General features: G+C 39.1%; 14 protein-coding genes and 2 tRNA genes. 4 read left to right on the top strand and 12 right to left on the bottom strand.

Annotated features, from left to right (window positions below; genetic code table 11):
- Positions 1 to 76: 76 nt before the first annotated feature.
- The 3 genes from treY to ACTJKC_RS20250 are packed head-to-tail and all read right to left on the bottom strand — an operon-like array spanning position 77 to position 6,252.
- Complete coding sequence (gene treY / locus ACTJKC_RS20260; protein ID WP_440794774.1) at positions 77 to 4,126, bottom strand: malto-oligosyltrehalose synthase; 4,050 nt, start codon at positions 4,124 to 4,126, stop codon at positions 77 to 79.
- A complete protein-coding gene (gene treZ, locus ACTJKC_RS20255; RefSeq protein ID WP_440794772.1) occupies positions 4,119 to 6,005 on the bottom strand; it encodes a malto-oligosyltrehalose trehalohydrolase in 1,887 nt (628 codons plus the stop codon). The genes treY and treZ overlap by 8 nt, the downstream gene beginning before the upstream one ends.
- Before the next feature lie 13 nt (positions 6,006 to 6,018).
- Positions 6,019 to 6,252 carry a hypothetical protein gene (locus ACTJKC_RS20250; protein WP_440794770.1) on the bottom strand — a complete coding sequence of 78 codons (234 nt, stop codon included), beginning with the start codon at positions 6,250 to 6,252 and terminating at the stop codon, positions 6,019 to 6,021.
- 184 nt (positions 6,253 to 6,436) lie between these two features.
- Between ACTJKC_RS20250 and ACTJKC_RS20245 the strand changes: the two genes are divergently transcribed.
- Positions 6,437 to 6,634 (top strand): hypothetical protein, encoded by a 198-nt coding sequence (locus tag ACTJKC_RS20245; RefSeq protein WP_344851759.1) that lies wholly within the window; start codon positions 6,437 to 6,439, stop codon positions 6,632 to 6,634.
- A 35-nt stretch (positions 6,635 to 6,669) separates the two neighbouring features.
- On the opposite strand, the gene ACTJKC_RS20240 is transcribed toward ACTJKC_RS20245, so the two are convergent.
- Together ACTJKC_RS20240 and ACTJKC_RS20235 are read right to left on the bottom strand one after the other, a co-directional pair.
- Positions 6,670 to 6,743 (bottom strand) — tRNA-Pro (locus ACTJKC_RS20240).
- A 56-nt stretch (positions 6,744 to 6,799) separates the two neighbouring features.
- On the bottom strand, positions 6,800 to 7,177 hold the full coding sequence (locus ACTJKC_RS20235; RefSeq protein ID WP_440794768.1) for a winged helix-turn-helix transcriptional regulator: 378 nt from the start codon (positions 7,175 to 7,177) through the stop codon (positions 6,800 to 6,802).
- 97 nt (positions 7,178 to 7,274) lie between these two features.
- Between ACTJKC_RS20235 and ACTJKC_RS20230 the strand changes: the two genes are divergently transcribed.
- From ACTJKC_RS20230 to ACTJKC_RS20220, 3 genes are all read left to right on the top strand, one after another.
- Complete coding sequence (locus tag ACTJKC_RS20230; RefSeq protein ID WP_440794766.1) at positions 7,275 to 7,805, top strand: NAD(P)H-dependent oxidoreductase; 531 nt, start codon at positions 7,275 to 7,277, stop codon at positions 7,803 to 7,805.
- A gap of 174 nt (positions 7,806 to 7,979) precedes the next feature.
- On the top strand, positions 7,980 to 8,150 hold the full coding sequence (locus tag ACTJKC_RS20225) for a hypothetical protein (protein WP_344851756.1): 171 nt from the start codon (positions 7,980 to 7,982) through the stop codon (positions 8,148 to 8,150).
- 321 nt (positions 8,151 to 8,471) lie between these two features.
- A complete protein-coding gene (locus ACTJKC_RS20220; protein ID WP_440794764.1) occupies positions 8,472 to 9,488 on the top strand; it encodes a PDDEXK nuclease domain-containing protein in 1,017 nt (338 codons plus the stop codon).
- A gap of 140 nt (positions 9,489 to 9,628) precedes the next feature.
- On the opposite strand, the gene ACTJKC_RS20215 is transcribed toward ACTJKC_RS20220, so the two are convergent.
- From ACTJKC_RS20215 to ACTJKC_RS20185, 7 genes are all read right to left on the bottom strand, one after another.
- Positions 9,629 to 9,702: transfer RNA gene (locus tag ACTJKC_RS20215), tRNA-Arg, on the bottom strand.
- A 219-nt stretch (positions 9,703 to 9,921) separates the two neighbouring features.
- The gene (locus ACTJKC_RS20210) at positions 9,922 to 10,155 is read right to left on the bottom strand and encodes a hypothetical protein (RefSeq protein WP_440794762.1); all 234 of its coding nucleotides are present in this window, start codon (positions 10,153 to 10,155) and stop codon (positions 9,922 to 9,924) included.
- Positions 10,156 to 10,539: 384 nt separating this feature from the next.
- Positions 10,540 to 11,703, bottom strand: a complete 1,164-nt coding sequence (uxuA, locus tag ACTJKC_RS20205) for a mannonate dehydratase (RefSeq protein WP_440794760.1) — start codon at positions 11,701 to 11,703, stop codon at positions 10,540 to 10,542.
- Between the two features lie 63 nt (positions 11,704 to 11,766).
- Complete coding sequence (locus tag ACTJKC_RS20200) at positions 11,767 to 12,591, bottom strand: SDR family oxidoreductase (protein ID WP_344851753.1); 825 nt, start codon at positions 12,589 to 12,591, stop codon at positions 11,767 to 11,769.
- An 18-nt stretch (positions 12,592 to 12,609) separates the two neighbouring features.
- The gene (locus ACTJKC_RS20195; protein ID WP_440794757.1) at positions 12,610 to 14,076 is read right to left on the bottom strand and encodes a glycoside hydrolase family 30 protein; all 1,467 of its coding nucleotides are present in this window, start codon (positions 14,074 to 14,076) and stop codon (positions 12,610 to 12,612) included.
- Between the two features lie 156 nt (positions 14,077 to 14,232).
- Entirely contained in the window at positions 14,233 to 15,426 is a 1,194-nt protein-coding gene (locus tag ACTJKC_RS20190; protein WP_440794755.1) for a glycoside hydrolase family 88 protein, read from the bottom strand.
- 1 nt (position 15,427) lies between these two features.
- Positions 15,428 to 16,615: an alginate lyase family protein gene (locus ACTJKC_RS20185; RefSeq protein ID WP_440794753.1), complete on the bottom strand. Its 1,188-nt coding sequence runs from the start codon at positions 16,613 to 16,615 to the stop codon at positions 15,428 to 15,430.
- Positions 16,616 to 16,633: the final 18 nt, after the last annotated feature.

Below are 16,633 nucleotides of genomic sequence, written 5' to 3'. Positions count from 1 at the left end.
TGATGTTTTTTTAATAAAGACATGTTTCGCTAAAAAATTGTTTAATTCAAAACACAACCCAAAAGAATATTGCAGTTTAAATGCTCCTCCCATACATTTCTGTCTGTTTTTTAAGCCAGTTTGTTAGTGCGGTGCTTAACTTTTCCGGTTTTAAGCGCCACAGCCAGTTGCGTTCCATACTTCCGGGAGTATTCATGCGGGTATCTTCACCTAAACCTAAAATATCCTGCACCGGCAAAATGGCTGTTTTAGCGATAGAAGCGTAGGTTGTTTTAACCATGACTTCGTTTACATTCTGCTCAGTAACCTTAAAGCCCGCATATAAATTTAACCTTTCTTTAGCCTTAACGTTCATTTCGCTTATAAACCAGCCTTTAACCGTATTATTATCATGTGTTCCGCTATATACAATGCAGTTTGTTGAATCGAAGTTATGCGGAACATGCGGCGAGGCAAGCAGGTCTTCTCCAAAAGCAAACTGAAGAACCTTCATTCCAGGAAAACGGAGGCTTTTTCGCAACACATCAACATCGTCTGAAATTTCACCTAAATCTTCAGCAATAAAAGGCAGTTCGCCCAGTACATTCTTAACCGTTTCAAAAAAACCGGCTCCAGGTCCTTTTACCCATTTACCGTTGGTGGCGTCTGTGTCTCCTGCCGGAATCTCCCAATAGGAAGAAAAAGCCCTGAAATGATCAAGACGGATTAAATCGAACAGTTCTATATTTTTCTTTAAACGTTTTATCCACCAGGTGTATCCCTCAGCTTTCATCCGCTCCCAGTTAAAAACTGGCATCCCCCAAAGCTGCCCCTTCTCATTAAAATAGTCGGGCGGAACACCGGCAACTTTTTCGGGATTAAGATCGGCGCCGAGTTTAAAAAGTTCGGGGTGGGCCCATACCTCAACAGAATCGCGGTCTACATAAAATGGAAGATCACCAATCATCTGTACGCCATTCCCGTTGGCATATTGTTTTAACTGCGTCCACTGTTTGTAAAAGATAAATTGTTGCCATTTAATTTCATCAATTTCATGTGCATTGGTGTTACTAAAACTTTCAATGGTTTTGCGGTCTTTTTTCTTATAAGCATCTGGCCAATGGTACCATTCTAACTGTTGATGGTGTTCTTTTACCGCAGCATAAATGGCAAAATCATCCAGCCAGTCTTTTTCTTTGTTACAGAAATCCTGATATTGGTTTTGCAGTGCCTGATGCTCACTTTTTATAAATCGTTTATACGCCTGCCGGAGTAATTTAATTTTCGATTTTTCTACTGCTTTAAAATCAATCTGATCGGTAAATGGAAGCGTAGCCTTTTCCAGTTCATTTTCGGTAAGTAACCCATCCTCTTTTAAATACCGGGGACTAATGAGCAATACACTGCCTGCCATAGCCGAATTGCTCGAATAAGGCGAATGTCCGTTTTCTGCCTTTGTCGGATTAAGCGGCAAAATCTGCCAGTAACGTTGTTTTGAAGCAGAAAGAAAATCTACAAATTGTTTAGCGTCGGCTCCCAGATCGCCAATACCAAATGACGAAGGCAAAGAAGTGATGTGCATTAAAATGCCTGCAGATCGTTCAGGTTTCTTCTCTTTTAGCGCAATGATGGCCAAAGGAATTTCAGTAAACAACTGGTTGACCTGAATCCCTTCAGTTAAAAAATCTTTCACGGCAGATTGCGCTGATAGCAAATCCTGCCAGGAAGTTGGTGCATTTTGAGGGAGCAAGATCTCCGTATTGAGCCAGTCAAAGGGTTTATCGGCTATGGTTTTGGTTAGTGAAGCCAATCCCAACGGAACGGCCACTACAATCCACTGTTGCTCCAGTTTCCGGGCAAAAGCAAAAATATTTTTACGGTATTTCCCCTGAACTATTAACGGAATATAATCTCCTTTTTCAAAAAGCGCATGATTCCCTTTTCTAACCTCTAAAAGCGTTTTGGTAAGCCATAGCTTTATTTTACCCGAATAACGCTGCTGCCAAAGAATTTTGGGTGTCGAATCTTCGAGATCAGCAATAAAACCGGTTCTTTTCTGGTAATCTACAGCCCTGCGGTTATCCGGATCAACGAGGCTCAGATCCCAAAGTTCTGTTCCCTGATAAATATCGGGAATGCCCGGGCAGGTAAATTTCAACAGCAACTGCGATAAACTGTTTACAACCGCGAAATCGGCAATCTCTTTTAAAAAACCTGAAAGTATCTGATATCCTCTGCTCCCCGGACTCATGAGTAATTGGGCAAAATCTTTTAAACTATTTTCGTAATCTTCATCAGGTTCGGCCCAATCAGAACGTTTTTTAGCTTCGCGTAAGGCCTTTTCTATGTACTGATTTAAACGGTCATTCATATCATCTTCCTCTTCGCCCGGCATGGTAAGTGCCCCTAAAATGGTTTGAAGGATGAGGTAAATATCATTCTGGTGCAACCATTTAAACGAGGGCGTTTTTAGTTGCAGCGAAGCCGTTAGCTTTAATAGTTCATCAACAACTTTAGCCCAGCGCTCCGGAATATCGCTAAGTACATTTAACCTTGCCCGTACATCTTCTCCTCTTTTGGTATCGTGTGTTGAGCTTCCGTTCATAGACAATGGCCAGTTCAATTGCCTTTGAACCATATTCTGATGAAATTCTTCGGCAGTTATGCCAAAAGCATCTGCTGCATCGCCAACCTCGCTATGGCCAACAAAACGGTTGTAGGTAAACATCAGGGTATCTTCTACTCCTTTGGCCATTAAAGGCCCTGTAAACTGCATGCAGCGCTGGTAAAAAGCCTGTAATTTCTGGTTATATGTTTTATCTTGCTTGTTCGGAAGAATTAACAGCACTTCTTCGAGTAAATGGCCTGCTTCAGTTAATTTTTGGTTCTTTATTACCGGGCGTAATAAATCCTTTATCTTGCCAGAATCTTCCGCTGATAATGGAAAGGTATAATTGTAGTATCGGTAAACAGGCATCTGGATCAGCATTTCGCCTAACGCATGTTTAATTTTTTCTTCACCAACAGAAAGGATGCGTTCATGATCAACCAGGTTCGATTTCACAAACAGGTTAAAAAGATTATCCAGTTCGCCATGCATGTGCTGGTATAAAATAGCGGTTTTCTTTTCGTGCATCAGTTTTGCAGGATCCTGCTTTTTACCGGTAACCTCCTGATAAAGCTTGTTGAATGGCTTTTCTGCGGTTTTATTGGTAAACAGGTTATTGCTCATGGCCAGAAAATCGTAGCCAGTATTCCCCTGTGCTTCCCATTTGGCTGGCATTTCTTCGTTACGGGCCAGGATTTTTTCAACCACTACGTAAATATCATCGCCCGCATGCTTTCTCAACTCACTGAGATAAACTTCAGGATCGTAAAGCCCGTCGATATGATCAATTCTTAAACCCTGAAATATGCCTTTTTCTACCAATTGTAAGATGTATTGATGGTAAGTTGCAAAAACTTCAGAATTTTGAATATTTAAACAAATGAGGCTATTTACCGTGAAAAATCGCCGATAATTGATCTTTTTATCCGTTTCCTGCCAGTTGCAAAGGTGATAATGTTGTAAATCGACCAGTTTTTTTAAAAGGTACTGATTTTTATTGATTTGCTCTAAACCATTTTTTTCAATAAAGCTTAAGCCGGCAGCATTAACCGGCCAGTTGCTATCTCCATACCTTAAAGCATAATCCTGACCCGTTTTTGTTACCTGTATGGCTGAGTTGGAAATGGCATTGTCCAGTTCTTCTCCCAAAAAAGGAACCATTAACTTTTCAGTATAATCGATGTCGAAAAATATGGCGTACTGAGATTTTTCTCCATTTTTCAGCACATCCATTAACCATGCATTATCAGCATGAAATGCCATGTGGTTCGGTACAATATCCTGTAGCCAGTTAATGCCTGCTGCTTTTAGTTTTTTACTAATGGCTAACAATTCTTTTTCGGTGCCGATTTCAGGATTGATTTTTAAAGGATTAACCACATCGTAACCATGGGTACTTCCCGGCGATGCCTCGAAAATCGGTGATGCGTAGAGGGTTTCAATCCCTAAATTTTCGAGGTAAGGGATAATATGATCAAGCGATTTAAAGTTAAACTCTTTATTAAACTGGATACGGTAGGTAGATTTGGGATTATACATTGTGGTTGTCGCTTGTAAAAATTAAAATGGTTTCGGGATTAATGGTAATGTGGCCCTGATCAGAAACTGATGGTATTTCTTTGTTTGCGCCTCCCCATTGCACGCTGTCGGAATTGAGGAGGATTTCCAGGTTAGATAAACCGGGTATAGAAAGCTGTTGTTGCTGATGGGAAAAGTTCAGTAAACAGGTGATTTTTTGCTTTTCGTGCCAACGGTTTAAGATTAAACAATTTTGATCTGTAATGGCTTTTGCCTTAACCTGGTTACGGTTTAAATGATTTAACGCAGGGTTGCTTTTTCTTAATTGAATTAATGTTTTATAATAATCCAGTAATAGTTTGTGCTTGTGTTCGTTCAAACTATCCCAGTTGAGTTTAGAGCGGTTAAAAGTAGCCTCACTTTGTGGATCAGGTGTATCTTCTGAATGGTGGAAAGCTGCAAATTCGGCTTTTCTTCCTTTCCTAACCGCTTCTACCAGTTGTTTATCGGTGTGGCTTATAAAAAACTGAAAAGGATTTTCTTCGCCATATTCTTCGCCCATAAAAATCAATGGGAGATAAGGGCTACAGAACACTGCCCCGGCAAGGAGTTTTACCATTTCGAAACTTAATAAAGTGCTGGTTCTTTCACCGAGCATCCGGTTGCCAACCTGATCGTGGTTTTGAGAAAAAACGATAAACTGTTCTCCGCCATTTTCTTTTGCCTCTGCTCCAAAAGTTTTTCTCCGGTGTGGCGAATACTGTCCGTCGTACACATAAGCGGTTTCATATGATTTTGCAAGATGTTCAATCCCGTTAAAATCAGCATAATAACCGTTTTTCTCCTGTCCGGCTGTTACACGGAGCGCATGGTGAAATTCGTCAACCCACTGTCCATCCATACCATAGCCACCTTTATTTAAAGGGTTAATGTAGCGGTTATCGTTCAGATCGAGTTCTACAAAAAGCTGGTGGCTTTTACCTGTAGAAGAAGAAAGCTGATCGGTATATTTTTTAATTTCCGCCAGAATGTGCTTTGCACCAAGGTCTTTTATGGCATGCACCGCATCGAGCCTCAGCGCATCTATATGGAAATCCCTGAACCACATCAAAGCATTCTCAATAAAATAATGGCGTACAGGATCCGCATCTGCATCATCAAAATTAATGGCCGATCCCCATGGCGTATGGTATTTGTCGGTAAAATAAGGACCGAAATCATTAAAAAAATTGCCCTCTGGCCCCATGTGGTTATACACAACATCCAATATCACGGCAAGTCCTTTGTTATGGCAGGCATTTACCAGATGCTGTAAAGCTTCCGGACCGCCATAACTGTTTTGAACGGCAAAAGGGAAAACGCCATCGTATCCCCAGTTTCTTTCGCCCGGGAACTGTGCAACAGGCATAATTTCGATAGCAGTAATGCCTAAATCAAGCAAATAATCGAGTTTAGCTTCTATTGCTTTAAAATTCCCTTCCGTTGTAAAGGTTCCTGTATGAAGTTCGTAAATGATGTATTCTTTTTGGGCCAATTCTTTCCATTTTTGATCGGTCCACTTAAAACTATTTGTATTGTAGGCGGTGGAAAATTCACCAATTCCATTTTTAAAAAATAATGCAGCGGGATCGGCTCTTCGCAGTTTATAAGGATTTGAAGTGTATTTTTCTTTCTTTTTTTCATTCCAGATCTCAAAACCATATTCATCTCCGGGTTTTATCTCGTCGGTTTGAATAAACCAGTAGCCAAATTCCTCTTGCTCCATTTGTATAGGTGAAACAATATTTTTGGTCACCAGAAATACTTTTGAAGCATAGGGTGCCCATAGCCGTATTTCTGCGCTTCCATTTTCTAAAAAGTTTAAACCTATTGTGCGTCGGCTGGTATCGGTCTGCGTCATCTGTAAGGTAAGGTTATTGGTTTAAGGAAAAACTTTCTTTCAGTTCCCCATCAGGTGATACGAGATTTATTTTTCCCAAAGTATTTTCATCAACAATTTCGATTATATGGGCCTGTAAACGGGCTAACAAAGCCTCAATGTTTTCGTTCTCATTAACTACAATATCTATTTCTGCGGGTCCTTTAACCTTAACGGCCCGGGCACTGTTACCTAAAAATGTTTTCAGCTGCCTGATCAATTTTTCCATATCTTTTTATTTAGAAAAGCGTGGTTTAGCTAAAAAAGTTTTGTTTATCCGATAAAAAAGGTGTTTCAAATAATTCCAGGTTTGGTATAACCTGAAAATATTTATTGCGAAAATGAAAAACTCAAAACCTTTGTAAAAAACATCATGTTATATCATTAGTATTTAAACTCTTAAATCTACTCCTATGAAAAAGTTAATGATGATGTTGCTGGCCTGTACCATCAGTTTCGCAAGTTTTGCGCAAACCCGTCAGGACACTACAAAAAAGAAAACAGAAAAAACAAAACCTGCAAAAAGCAAGTCGTGGCCATCTAAAAAAGACACGAGCAAGCGGGATACGTTGAAACGCGATACCATGCGTAAAACCAATCCACCACGTTAAAAAGAAAAAGGCCCGAAAGGGCCTTTGTTATTAAGTCGGGATGAGAAGATTCGAACTTCCGACCTCCAGCACCCCATGCTGGCGCGATACCTGGCTACGCTACATCCCGTATTAAAAGATTTTTTTTGCAAAGATAATATCCGTTTCAAAAAAATCAAGTCCAAATTAAATTGCAGGTTGCTTTTCTTCATCTAAAGCTTTGTGTTTTTCTCCCCAACTTTCAAGCAGTTTAATAATGGGTTTAAGTTCGTAACCAATCGGCGTAAGTTCGTATTCTACCTTAGGTGGTACTTCGGCATAAACCGTACGCGTAATGATTTTATTTTCTTCAAGTTTACGAAGCTGCAAAGTGAGCATCCTTTCAGTAATGTTTGGTAATCGTTTTTTTAGCTCACCAAACCTGAGTTTTCCGTTAATTAACCACGAACAGATAACAATCGCCCATTGTCCGCCGATAATGTTGGCCGCATAAACTTCCGGACATTCGTCTGCCAATGCTTGTTTATTCGCGAAATTAGTTGAGGTTTCTTTGATTTTAGACATTACTTACATTTTTTATAATACCCTACAATTGGATGCTAATGTACATCTTTTAGGTAAGCTGCCTTATTTTTGTAACCATAATTTTAAAATCAAGAAGATGAAAACATTAATAATAGTAACCCATCCCGACATGAAAAATTCTATTGTGAATAAGAGATGGGTTAATGAACTCCATAAATTTCCAGATCAGTTTCATGTTCATCAATTATACGAAGCGTATCCTGATGAAAAAATCGATGTTGGTGCAGAACAAAAACTGATAGAACAATACGATAAAATTGTATTCCAATTTCCCTATTATTGGTTTAATGCACCTGCTATGCTAAAGAAATGGCTGGATGAAGTTTTAACCCATGGATGGGCCTATGGCAGTAAAAGTGGCTATAAAGTTGGTGGGAAGAAAATTGCTCTGGCGATTTCGCTTGGGGTTGATGAACAGGAACTTAGCGCAAACGGAATCTATAAATATCCTTTAGAAGAGCTTACCCGCCCATTCGAACTTTCGTTTGAATATGTGAAAGCAGATTATAAGCCATTGTTTGCTTATTATGGGATAGAATATAATTCATCGGATGAATGGATTGAAAGAAGTGTTTCGTTGTATATGGATTTTCTGAATAATTTATAATCAGGCAGGATGCGACAGAAAGACAGGATTAAGATTGCAATAAAAATAAAAGCCTGACTATTTTGGTAGAAATGTCAAAGAAATGAAATATTGAAAATCAGGTTCAGAAATGCAAATAAATGGATTGATTATTGGACTTCGTGGATCGATACCGATATACAAAATTTCCCTGCCATGAAAAAAATTCTTCCCTTTGCAACTGCTACTGCCATTTCTGTATTTGCAATAATATCATCGCTGAGCCTTGCCGATCCCGAACTTGGGATCTCAACAGCATTACTAAGCTGGATGGGCTGCCTTTGGATTATTTCTAAAGACCGAAAAAAACAAGGATGCCTGTCTTAAGGTAAGTTAAATGTTAAAGGCTGCCAGAAACATATAAAAACCGGGTTGGTAAGGTAGAAAATCATTTCGTTATACTAAGGAATGATAAGTTGAGTTATGTCATTTTTTTATCCAAGACTTAAAAACCAAGGGTTTATCACAATAGTTATAATTTTTTCAGAAGATAATTTGGGAGCGGAACCAGGGTTACCAGACTACGTTAGAACTTAAAATTTGGCGATATCGCAACAGAGTAAGCTTAGCACACTTATTATTGAAAATTTCCAAGAAAACTGATAAATATTGTGAGTAATTTCGGATACCAGATTTTAGTATTTTTATATGTCGGTTATACCTGTTAATTATCATCAAACACTAGCTGAATTAAAGCAAAGAATAAGTACTGCTAAATACAAAAGTCTTTTAGCAGTCAATCAGGAATTGATTTTGCTATATCTGGATATTGGCCAGATACTTTCACAAAAGCTTAAATCAGGATGGGGAGATAGTATAATTGATAATTTAGCAAATGATATACAGGCTGAATATAATGGCTTAAAGGGCTTTTCGTCTCGTAACTTACGCAGGATGAGACTTGTATATGAATATACTAAAGGAAATGAATTTTGGACACAGCTTGTGTCCAAAATTCCATGGGGACATACCAACCTTGTATTTGCGAAGGTAAAAGAAGAAAAGCAAAGGATATTCTATTTGCAAATGTGCCAAAACAGAGGTTGGAGCAGAAGCGTACTTGAGGAAGAAATCAAGTTTGACAGCTATAGCAAGCAAGAAAATTTCCAGCATAATTTCCTTAAAACATTAAGTGAAAATGAGCTAAGCGAGCATCGTCTTGAATTTAGGGATGAGTATAATCTTTCTTTTCTGGAATTGGAAGATACACATACAGAAAAACAGCTTGAAAATGCAATGGTCGAAAATATATCCAAAACTCTTGGACAGTTTGGGAACAACTTTGCTTTTATGGGCAGGCAGTTCAGATTAGAGTTGGATGAAAAAGAATATTTTATCGATTTGTTATTCTATCACAGAAAACTTAAACTAATGGTGGCCATCGAGTTAAAAACAACAGAGTTTAAACCAGAACACAGCCAGCAATTAAATTGGTATCTACACCTGTTGGACAAAACAGTAAAATATCCCGAAGACAATCCAAGCATCGGAATCTTATTATGTAAAAGCAAAAGCAAGCTAACTGTAGAGTATGCGCTTGAACTTGTAAATAAGCCAATGGGTGTAGCTACATACAATTACAGGCAATTACCAAAGGAAATAGCTAAATATTTACCAACAGAAGAGGATTTTAATAGGATAATTGGTGATATAGATGATTTATAAATCTTTTTTTATTTTAAAATATTAAACACTACATAAGCAATTAATAACCAAACTACAAAGAAATAGTATTTAAAGTTAAAACCTCTAAAAACAGAAAAGCCTGATAATCAAGTTATCAGGCTTCAAAAGTTAATGTTTAGTACCCCGGAAGGGATTCGAACCCCTGACCCACGGTTTAGAAAACCGTTGCTCTATCCAACTGAGCTACCGAGGCTCATTTTTTAATGAGCTGCAAATATAGAAGTTCTATTTAATATGCAAAAATATATTTTAAACTATTTAGAAGCTGCTTTTCCTAATTCAAATAAGTATTTCAGAACGAAGCAATTAAAATTGATTTTATCGGTAAAAAATTTACAAAAACGATTTTTTAACCAGCATTCTTTATGCTAAAGTATAGATTAAACGTCTAAAAAAGCTTTATGTAACCAGATCAGGCGTCTTCCCCATTCCAGATATCATCATCGGCATGACTAATTTCATCGTGACTGGAGGTAACACTTTTTAGTTCCTCATGGTGATAATTTCTTTCAGGATTTTCTGGCAGTGCATCGTCATGATTCAATGGTGCTTTCCTTAAATGTTCAGGCTTTTTAACCTCCGGTAAATCATCGTGTACTACAGAAGGCGTTAAGATCTTCTTTTTGGGATAATTGCTATTTTCCATAATGAAAGAGGACTCAAATTTTAAGCCACAAATTAAAGGTAGGTTAAAATTATGGGTTAAACAGGGTTAATCAAAGAGATCGCAGGGAAAAGACGGGAGAGTATTGAACGAAACATGAAATGATCCTTCGACTACGCTACCATTGACAGATTTAGAAAGGTCGTCATTGCGAGGAGGAACGACGAAGCAATCTTTCTGGCTAACGATTCTTGCTGGATAGATTGCTTCGTCGGCTGAAAAAGCCTTCTCGCAATGACGAATTTGACGGCTTATTATTGCGCGAAGACTCTTCTGTCATTCATATTAATTTTTATGAAAATTATCCCTTAGGATGACAAAACGAGTAGAGATGAAAGACGAATGTATTCCTCTACAGAACGATATTTAATAATTCCCTGTTACCCCTATTTCTAAACCTCTTAATTCGGCTAAACCGCGTAACCTGCCGATGGCTGAATAACCCGGATTGGTTACTTTTGCCAAATCATCCAGCATCTGGTGACCATGATCGGGACGGAAAGGAATCGATTTATCGCGTAAAGCATTCTCTTGGGTGATGGCTTTCATGATTTCGTACATATTCACGTCGCCACCTAAATGATCTGCTTCGTAGAAACTACCATCTTCATCTTTCTTTACATTACGTAAGTGTGCAAAATATACACGCTCTTTAACCGCATTAAAGATCTCTAATGCATTATTATCCATTCCGGCCCCTAACGAGCCCGTGCAGAAGCAAACACCATTAAAAGCCTGATCTACTTCTTTAATGATGTAGTTAAAATCTTCCAAAGTGCTGGCAATACGTGGTAAACCCAAAATGGCATAAGGAGGATCGTCTGGGTGAATGGTCATTTTAATACCTTCTTCGGTACAAACCTCGGCAATTGAAGAAAGGAAATATTTTAAATTTTCTTTTAAACCCTGGGTACCGATGGCTTTGTATTCGTTAATACTGGCACGTAAAGTTTCCAGTTCAATTTCTTTTTCGTTCGGGATGCCCATTAATACGTTGATGCGAAGATCAACCAGGTCCTGCTCTGATAAAGTGGCATGTTTATCTTTAGCTCTTTTTAGAATCGATTCGGAATAATCGGCTTCAGCACCTTCCCTTTTCAGGATATATAAATCGAAAATCGCCAGATCGATCCAGTTAAAATAAAGCGCTTTAGATCCGTCGGTCATTTCTAGATCCAGTTGTGTACGTGTCCAGTCGAGTACCGGCATAAAATTATAGCACACAATCTTAATTCCGCAAGCTGATAAGTTAAGCAAAGAAGTTTTATAGTTTTCGATATACTGATCAGCATCTGCCCTGCGCGTTTTAATTGCTTCGTGCACCGGTACACTTTCCACTACCGACCAGGTTAAGCCTGATGCTTCGATAATTGCTTTTCTTTCTTTGATATCTTCCAAAGGCCAAATTTCGCCATGTGGAATATGGTGCAACGCGGTTACAATACCTGTAGCACCGGCCTGTTTAACGTCTTGTAAGCTTACCGGATCATTTGGTCCGTACCAACGCCAGGTTTGTTCTAACTTCTTCATTATATATGATTACAGAGATTAATTGATTACAACAATAAGGTGATTACACTGATTAACTTTTGGTTATACTCCCGAAAATGCAGTAAAGCCACCATCAACTTTAATATTTTCGCCGTTTACAAATTTAGAGGCATCGCTAAGCAAATATACCAATGCACCGATTAATTCTTCGGGATCTCCGAAACGTTTAAATGGTGTTTTATAGATAATGGCTTCTCCCCTTGCGGTTAAGCTGCCATCTGCATTGGTAAGCAAAGCCCGGTTTTGGTTAGTGATAAAAAATCCGGGAACAATTGAATTGATCCTGATTTTGTCCTGGTAACGGTTTGCCAGTTCAACAGCCATCCATTTGGTATAACAATCTATTGATGTTTTGGCTAATGAGTAACCTAATACGCGCGTAATGGCCTGGTTAGCAGAAACCGACGAAATATTTACGATACTGCCGCCGTTTTTGGCTATTTCTTTACCGAAAATCTGGGTAGGCAACATGGTGCCGAACAAATTGAGGTCGAATGCCTGTTTTAAGGCTGAAATATTAAGATCGAAAATATCACTTCCCGGCTGGATAACTGCTTCGGCTACATTTCCACCTGCCGCATTAACCAGTGCATCTATCCGGCCAAATTCTTTGATAATGGTTTCATTCGCATTGAGCAGGTTCTGCTCATCCAGCACATCTGCAATAATATAAATGGCCTTTCCACCGGCATTGGTTACATCGGCCACCCTTTGTTTGGCCGCATCTTCGTTTCTACCAATTACAACGATTGTAGCACCTGCAGCGCACAACCCGTTAACAAAAGCCTCGCCTAAAACACCTGTAGCGCCCGTAACCACCACAACCTTGTTTTTTAGTGAAAACAGGCTTTCTACTTCTTTTATCATTTGTTTAGTTAATTTAAGTTATTCTACTACCAATGTTGTTATAGAGTGCGGCAAGCTGGTTGTTGTTGCAGCCTCGCCCTTAATCCATAAACTGTATTTTAATTTATCGTCTGATTGGTTCATTACCACTACCACCAGTTTGCCATCGGTATTTAAGAAGGCTGTTGATTGGAGTTTATCACGACTAGATGCAGCACCAATCCTTTTAGCACCCGGACGGATGAATTTTGAGAAATGGCCCATATAGTAATAAGCATTGGTATAAATCAGTTTATCATTTTTAGTATCGGCATGTACAGGCGCGAAACAAAAGTTACCCACGTGGTTTGGTCCGCCTTTTTCATCTAAAAGGATGTTCCAGTCTGTCCATGCAGCTGTACCGGCATTAAAATCGTTAATCATCGAGTAACCGTAACGCTCTCCTAAAGTCCAGTCGTCTAATTTATTTACATCGTATTTTTCCTTGCAGCCTTCGGTAAAAATGAGCGCTTTATCAGGATAAGCTTCATGTGTTTGTTTTACATTGCCAAACTGCATGCCACTGCCTGTCCATGTTTCGTACCAGTGGAAACCAATACCCCAAACATATTTGGCAGCATCTTTATCATTTAAAATAGTGCTTGCCCTTTGAAAAAGCTGATCGCGGTTATGGTCCCATGCAATTAGTTTTTTTGAAGCAAGACCTGATTTCTGTAAAGTTGGACCTAAGAAGTTTTTAATAAAATCGCGTTCCTCTTCGGCGGTAAATACACACGATTCCCATTTCTGTTTAGCCATGGGCTCGTTCTGTACACTCAAACCCCAGATCGGAATGCCCATCGCTTCGTAAGTTTTAATAAATTTCACATAGTGATTGGCCCAGCTCTGACGGAAGGCAGGTAATAAATGTCCGCCCTGAATCAAACTGTTATTATCTTTCATCCAGGCTGGTGGCGACCAGGGACTCACAAACAAAGGAAGTTTACCACCTGCTGCTGCTGTGGCCTGTTTAATCAAAGGGATTTTAAATTGCTCATCGTGTGCCACGCTAAAGGTTTTAAGGGCTGCATCGTTATCCTGAACGTAGGTATAACTTCCACTCGAGAAATCGCAACTGGCAATATTGGTACGGGCCAAAGTATAACCGATCCCTTTATCAGGGCTGTAGTAAGCGGTTAAAAGTTCCTGCTGGTTCTTTTTAGATAACTTGGCAAATGTTTCGGCAGAAGCATCAGTAAGTGCACCACCAATGCCCACCAAAGTTTGATATTTAACCGTTGGATCTACAAAAATACATGGCTCTGTTTCAAAAGGTTGTTTATTCTCAACGAAATTTAAGGTTTCGGTTTTACTGATGCGATATTCTGACTTTTCGGCAGTGGTATAAACGGTTACTTTTTTATTGGCTACGGTATAGGATTGTACCGGTTTTGTGGCTTTTTTGTTCTGTGCGGCCGCAGTAAATGCAGTTGCCAAAACCAATAGGATGCTCAGATTTTGTTTCATTACAATATATTTATTTAATTTCGTCGCCTGAGCGACGTTTTTGCTATTATCAGCGGTACAATTTCCGAATAAATCGATCATTTGCACTATAAAATTTCAAAATTAGCAGCTTATAACAGATTTGTTTCCGAACATTTCTGCATAACTGTTTATCGCTTAATTATATATGAAATCATCCATTTTCTTTTTTCTTAATAAAGCTTCCAGGTAATAATAATCCGCATAATTAATCGGCACATCTACCTCCGATTTAGCCGGACGATGACCTGTGCTGTGCTCTAAAATAAAACCATAGTTATCACCAGGTTTGCTCGTATATTTTGTACTTAAAGAATATAAAATTTTATCGGCAGCTGCTTTATATTTTCTGCCATTGTCACTGTATTTTGACAGATCATAAAGTGCAGATGCCGTAATTGCAGCAGCAGAGGCATCACGCGAAACGTCCGGAATTTTAGGATCATTATAATCCCAGTATGGAATACCATCTGCCGGAGTTATTTTACTGTTTAAGATAAAACCCGCAATACCATCAGCCTGAGCCAAATATGCTTTATTTTTGGTTTCAACGTAACACATGGTATAACCATACAATGCCCATGCCTGTCCACGTGCCCATGCCGATTCGTTTGCATAACCCTGTGCAGTTACCTTCTGGCGTACATTGCCGGTTAAAGTATCATAATCAATCACATGGTAAGAGCTAAAATCAGGTCTGAAATGGTTTTTTAATGTAGTGTTGGCATGTTTTACAGCAATTTTATAAAAAGATGAATCGCCTGTTAATTTCGTGGTTTCAAATAATAATTCAAGGTTCATCATGTTATCGATAATCACCGGGTATTTCCATTTATCGCCGTTATGATCCCACGATTTAATTACACCTGCAGTTGCATTAAACCTGGTAGACAATGATTTTGCCGCCTGGACAATTACTGCTTTGTAAGCGGGATCATTGGTTAAACGGAAGCCGTTGCCAAAAGGGCAATAGATCATGAAACCCAGATCGTGTGTTCCTTTATTAAATTGTTCTTTTTTAATGTCTTCGGTATATTTTTTAGCCAGTTCAAGCCATTTTTTATCCTTGGTATATTGATAGAAATACCATAGCTCTGCCGGAAAAAATCCACTTGTCCAATCTTTAGAAACCACCATTTTAAACTGGCCGTTTTCTACCGTACGTGGCGAGACCAGGTTTGGCTTTAATTTCCGGGCCGAATCTACATTTTTAATGAGTACATCGGTTTGTTTGGCAGCTGATGCAAAAGCCTTTGCAACATTAACTTGCTGTGCTTTAACAACACTGAAAGACAGCATACATAATGCCGTGATAGTGAATTTTATATTCATGTTATAACCAGATTATTGGGTTACGGATAGGTAAATTTCTAATTACTTCTTCTACTTGTGGTTTGTGATCTAATTTTGCCCAGGTTTGGTACCAGTTTGCCTGTTTAAACTCTACCGCACCAAACAATAAAAACGGTTGTGCTACCGGCCAGTTCTCCCAGTACATTACATCGGGCTGTAAGGTCCATTTGCTTTTATCGGCAATAAACGGATACAGATAAGTGATCCCTTTTTTGATGGATTTACCGTCGGCAGTTTCAAAGTTCCAAAGGTTATCTTTTGGGGTAGATAAAATCTGGCAGAGCATGGTCATGGCATCAAGGTTAAAGATCGAATAACCATAAGGCTTTGTACGGGCAATTTCTAACGGGAAACTACCATCAACACCCATCTGGTTTGGTAACAGAATGGTTTTATAGCTGGTACGCAAAGAATCGAGCATGTTTTCGTCGCCACAAAGTTTGGCAAACGAAGCTACCTGCATGGCCCAGCAGGTGGCATGGTTGTTTTTAACGGTTTTCTCCTGGATGCCTGGTTTACTCGTATTTAACCATAACGTATAATCGGCAAACCATTTTTTAACGCCTTTTGCGGTTTTAGGGTCGAAAGCTTTAGCTTTTTGCATCACAAATGCCCCCTGGGCTACCTCCATTAAATGGATGGTATCGATAATGCCATAGTTACGACCGGTAAACTTTCCTTTTACAGCCTGTGCAAATAGTAAATTGGGGTTCATCAGCGTTTCTGAATTGATAAACCAGGCCTGAAAGTGTTTAACGGCTTCTTTTACATATTTTTCGTCGCCGGTAATTTTATAAGCGGAGGCTAAAGCACCGATAATCTTACTGAAACGTACCATTGCCTTACGGTGATCCAAAAAATTATCAGGATTGGTTAATCCATCCCTGTTGATATATGGGCCATCGGGATTTTGCGGATCAGGCCAGAAATAATCGGCTTCGGAGAAGAAATCATGTTTTCCACCCGCACTTCTTGGCGAAGATGAAGCAGTAACGGTAACCGGCTTCTGTTGCATGGCCCAGGCTGCATCGGCCAAAATCTGTTTTTTCAACAAAATTTCTGCCTGTTTTTTTAAATCTGTTTCTTTCGGACCGGGCTTTGAGGATGCATCGGCTGTTCCTGTAAAACAGAGCAGCAGCAATAATGCATAAGGGATGATTTTTTTCATTGGTTTATATTTTTCTTG

It is taken from the genome of Pedobacter sp. 22226 (assembly GCF_052045455.1).
Classification (GTDB): Bacteria; Bacteroidota; Bacteroidia; order Sphingobacteriales; family Sphingobacteriaceae; genus Pedobacter; species Pedobacter jeongneungensis.
This window is presented reverse-complemented; position numbering and strand designations above follow the sequence as displayed.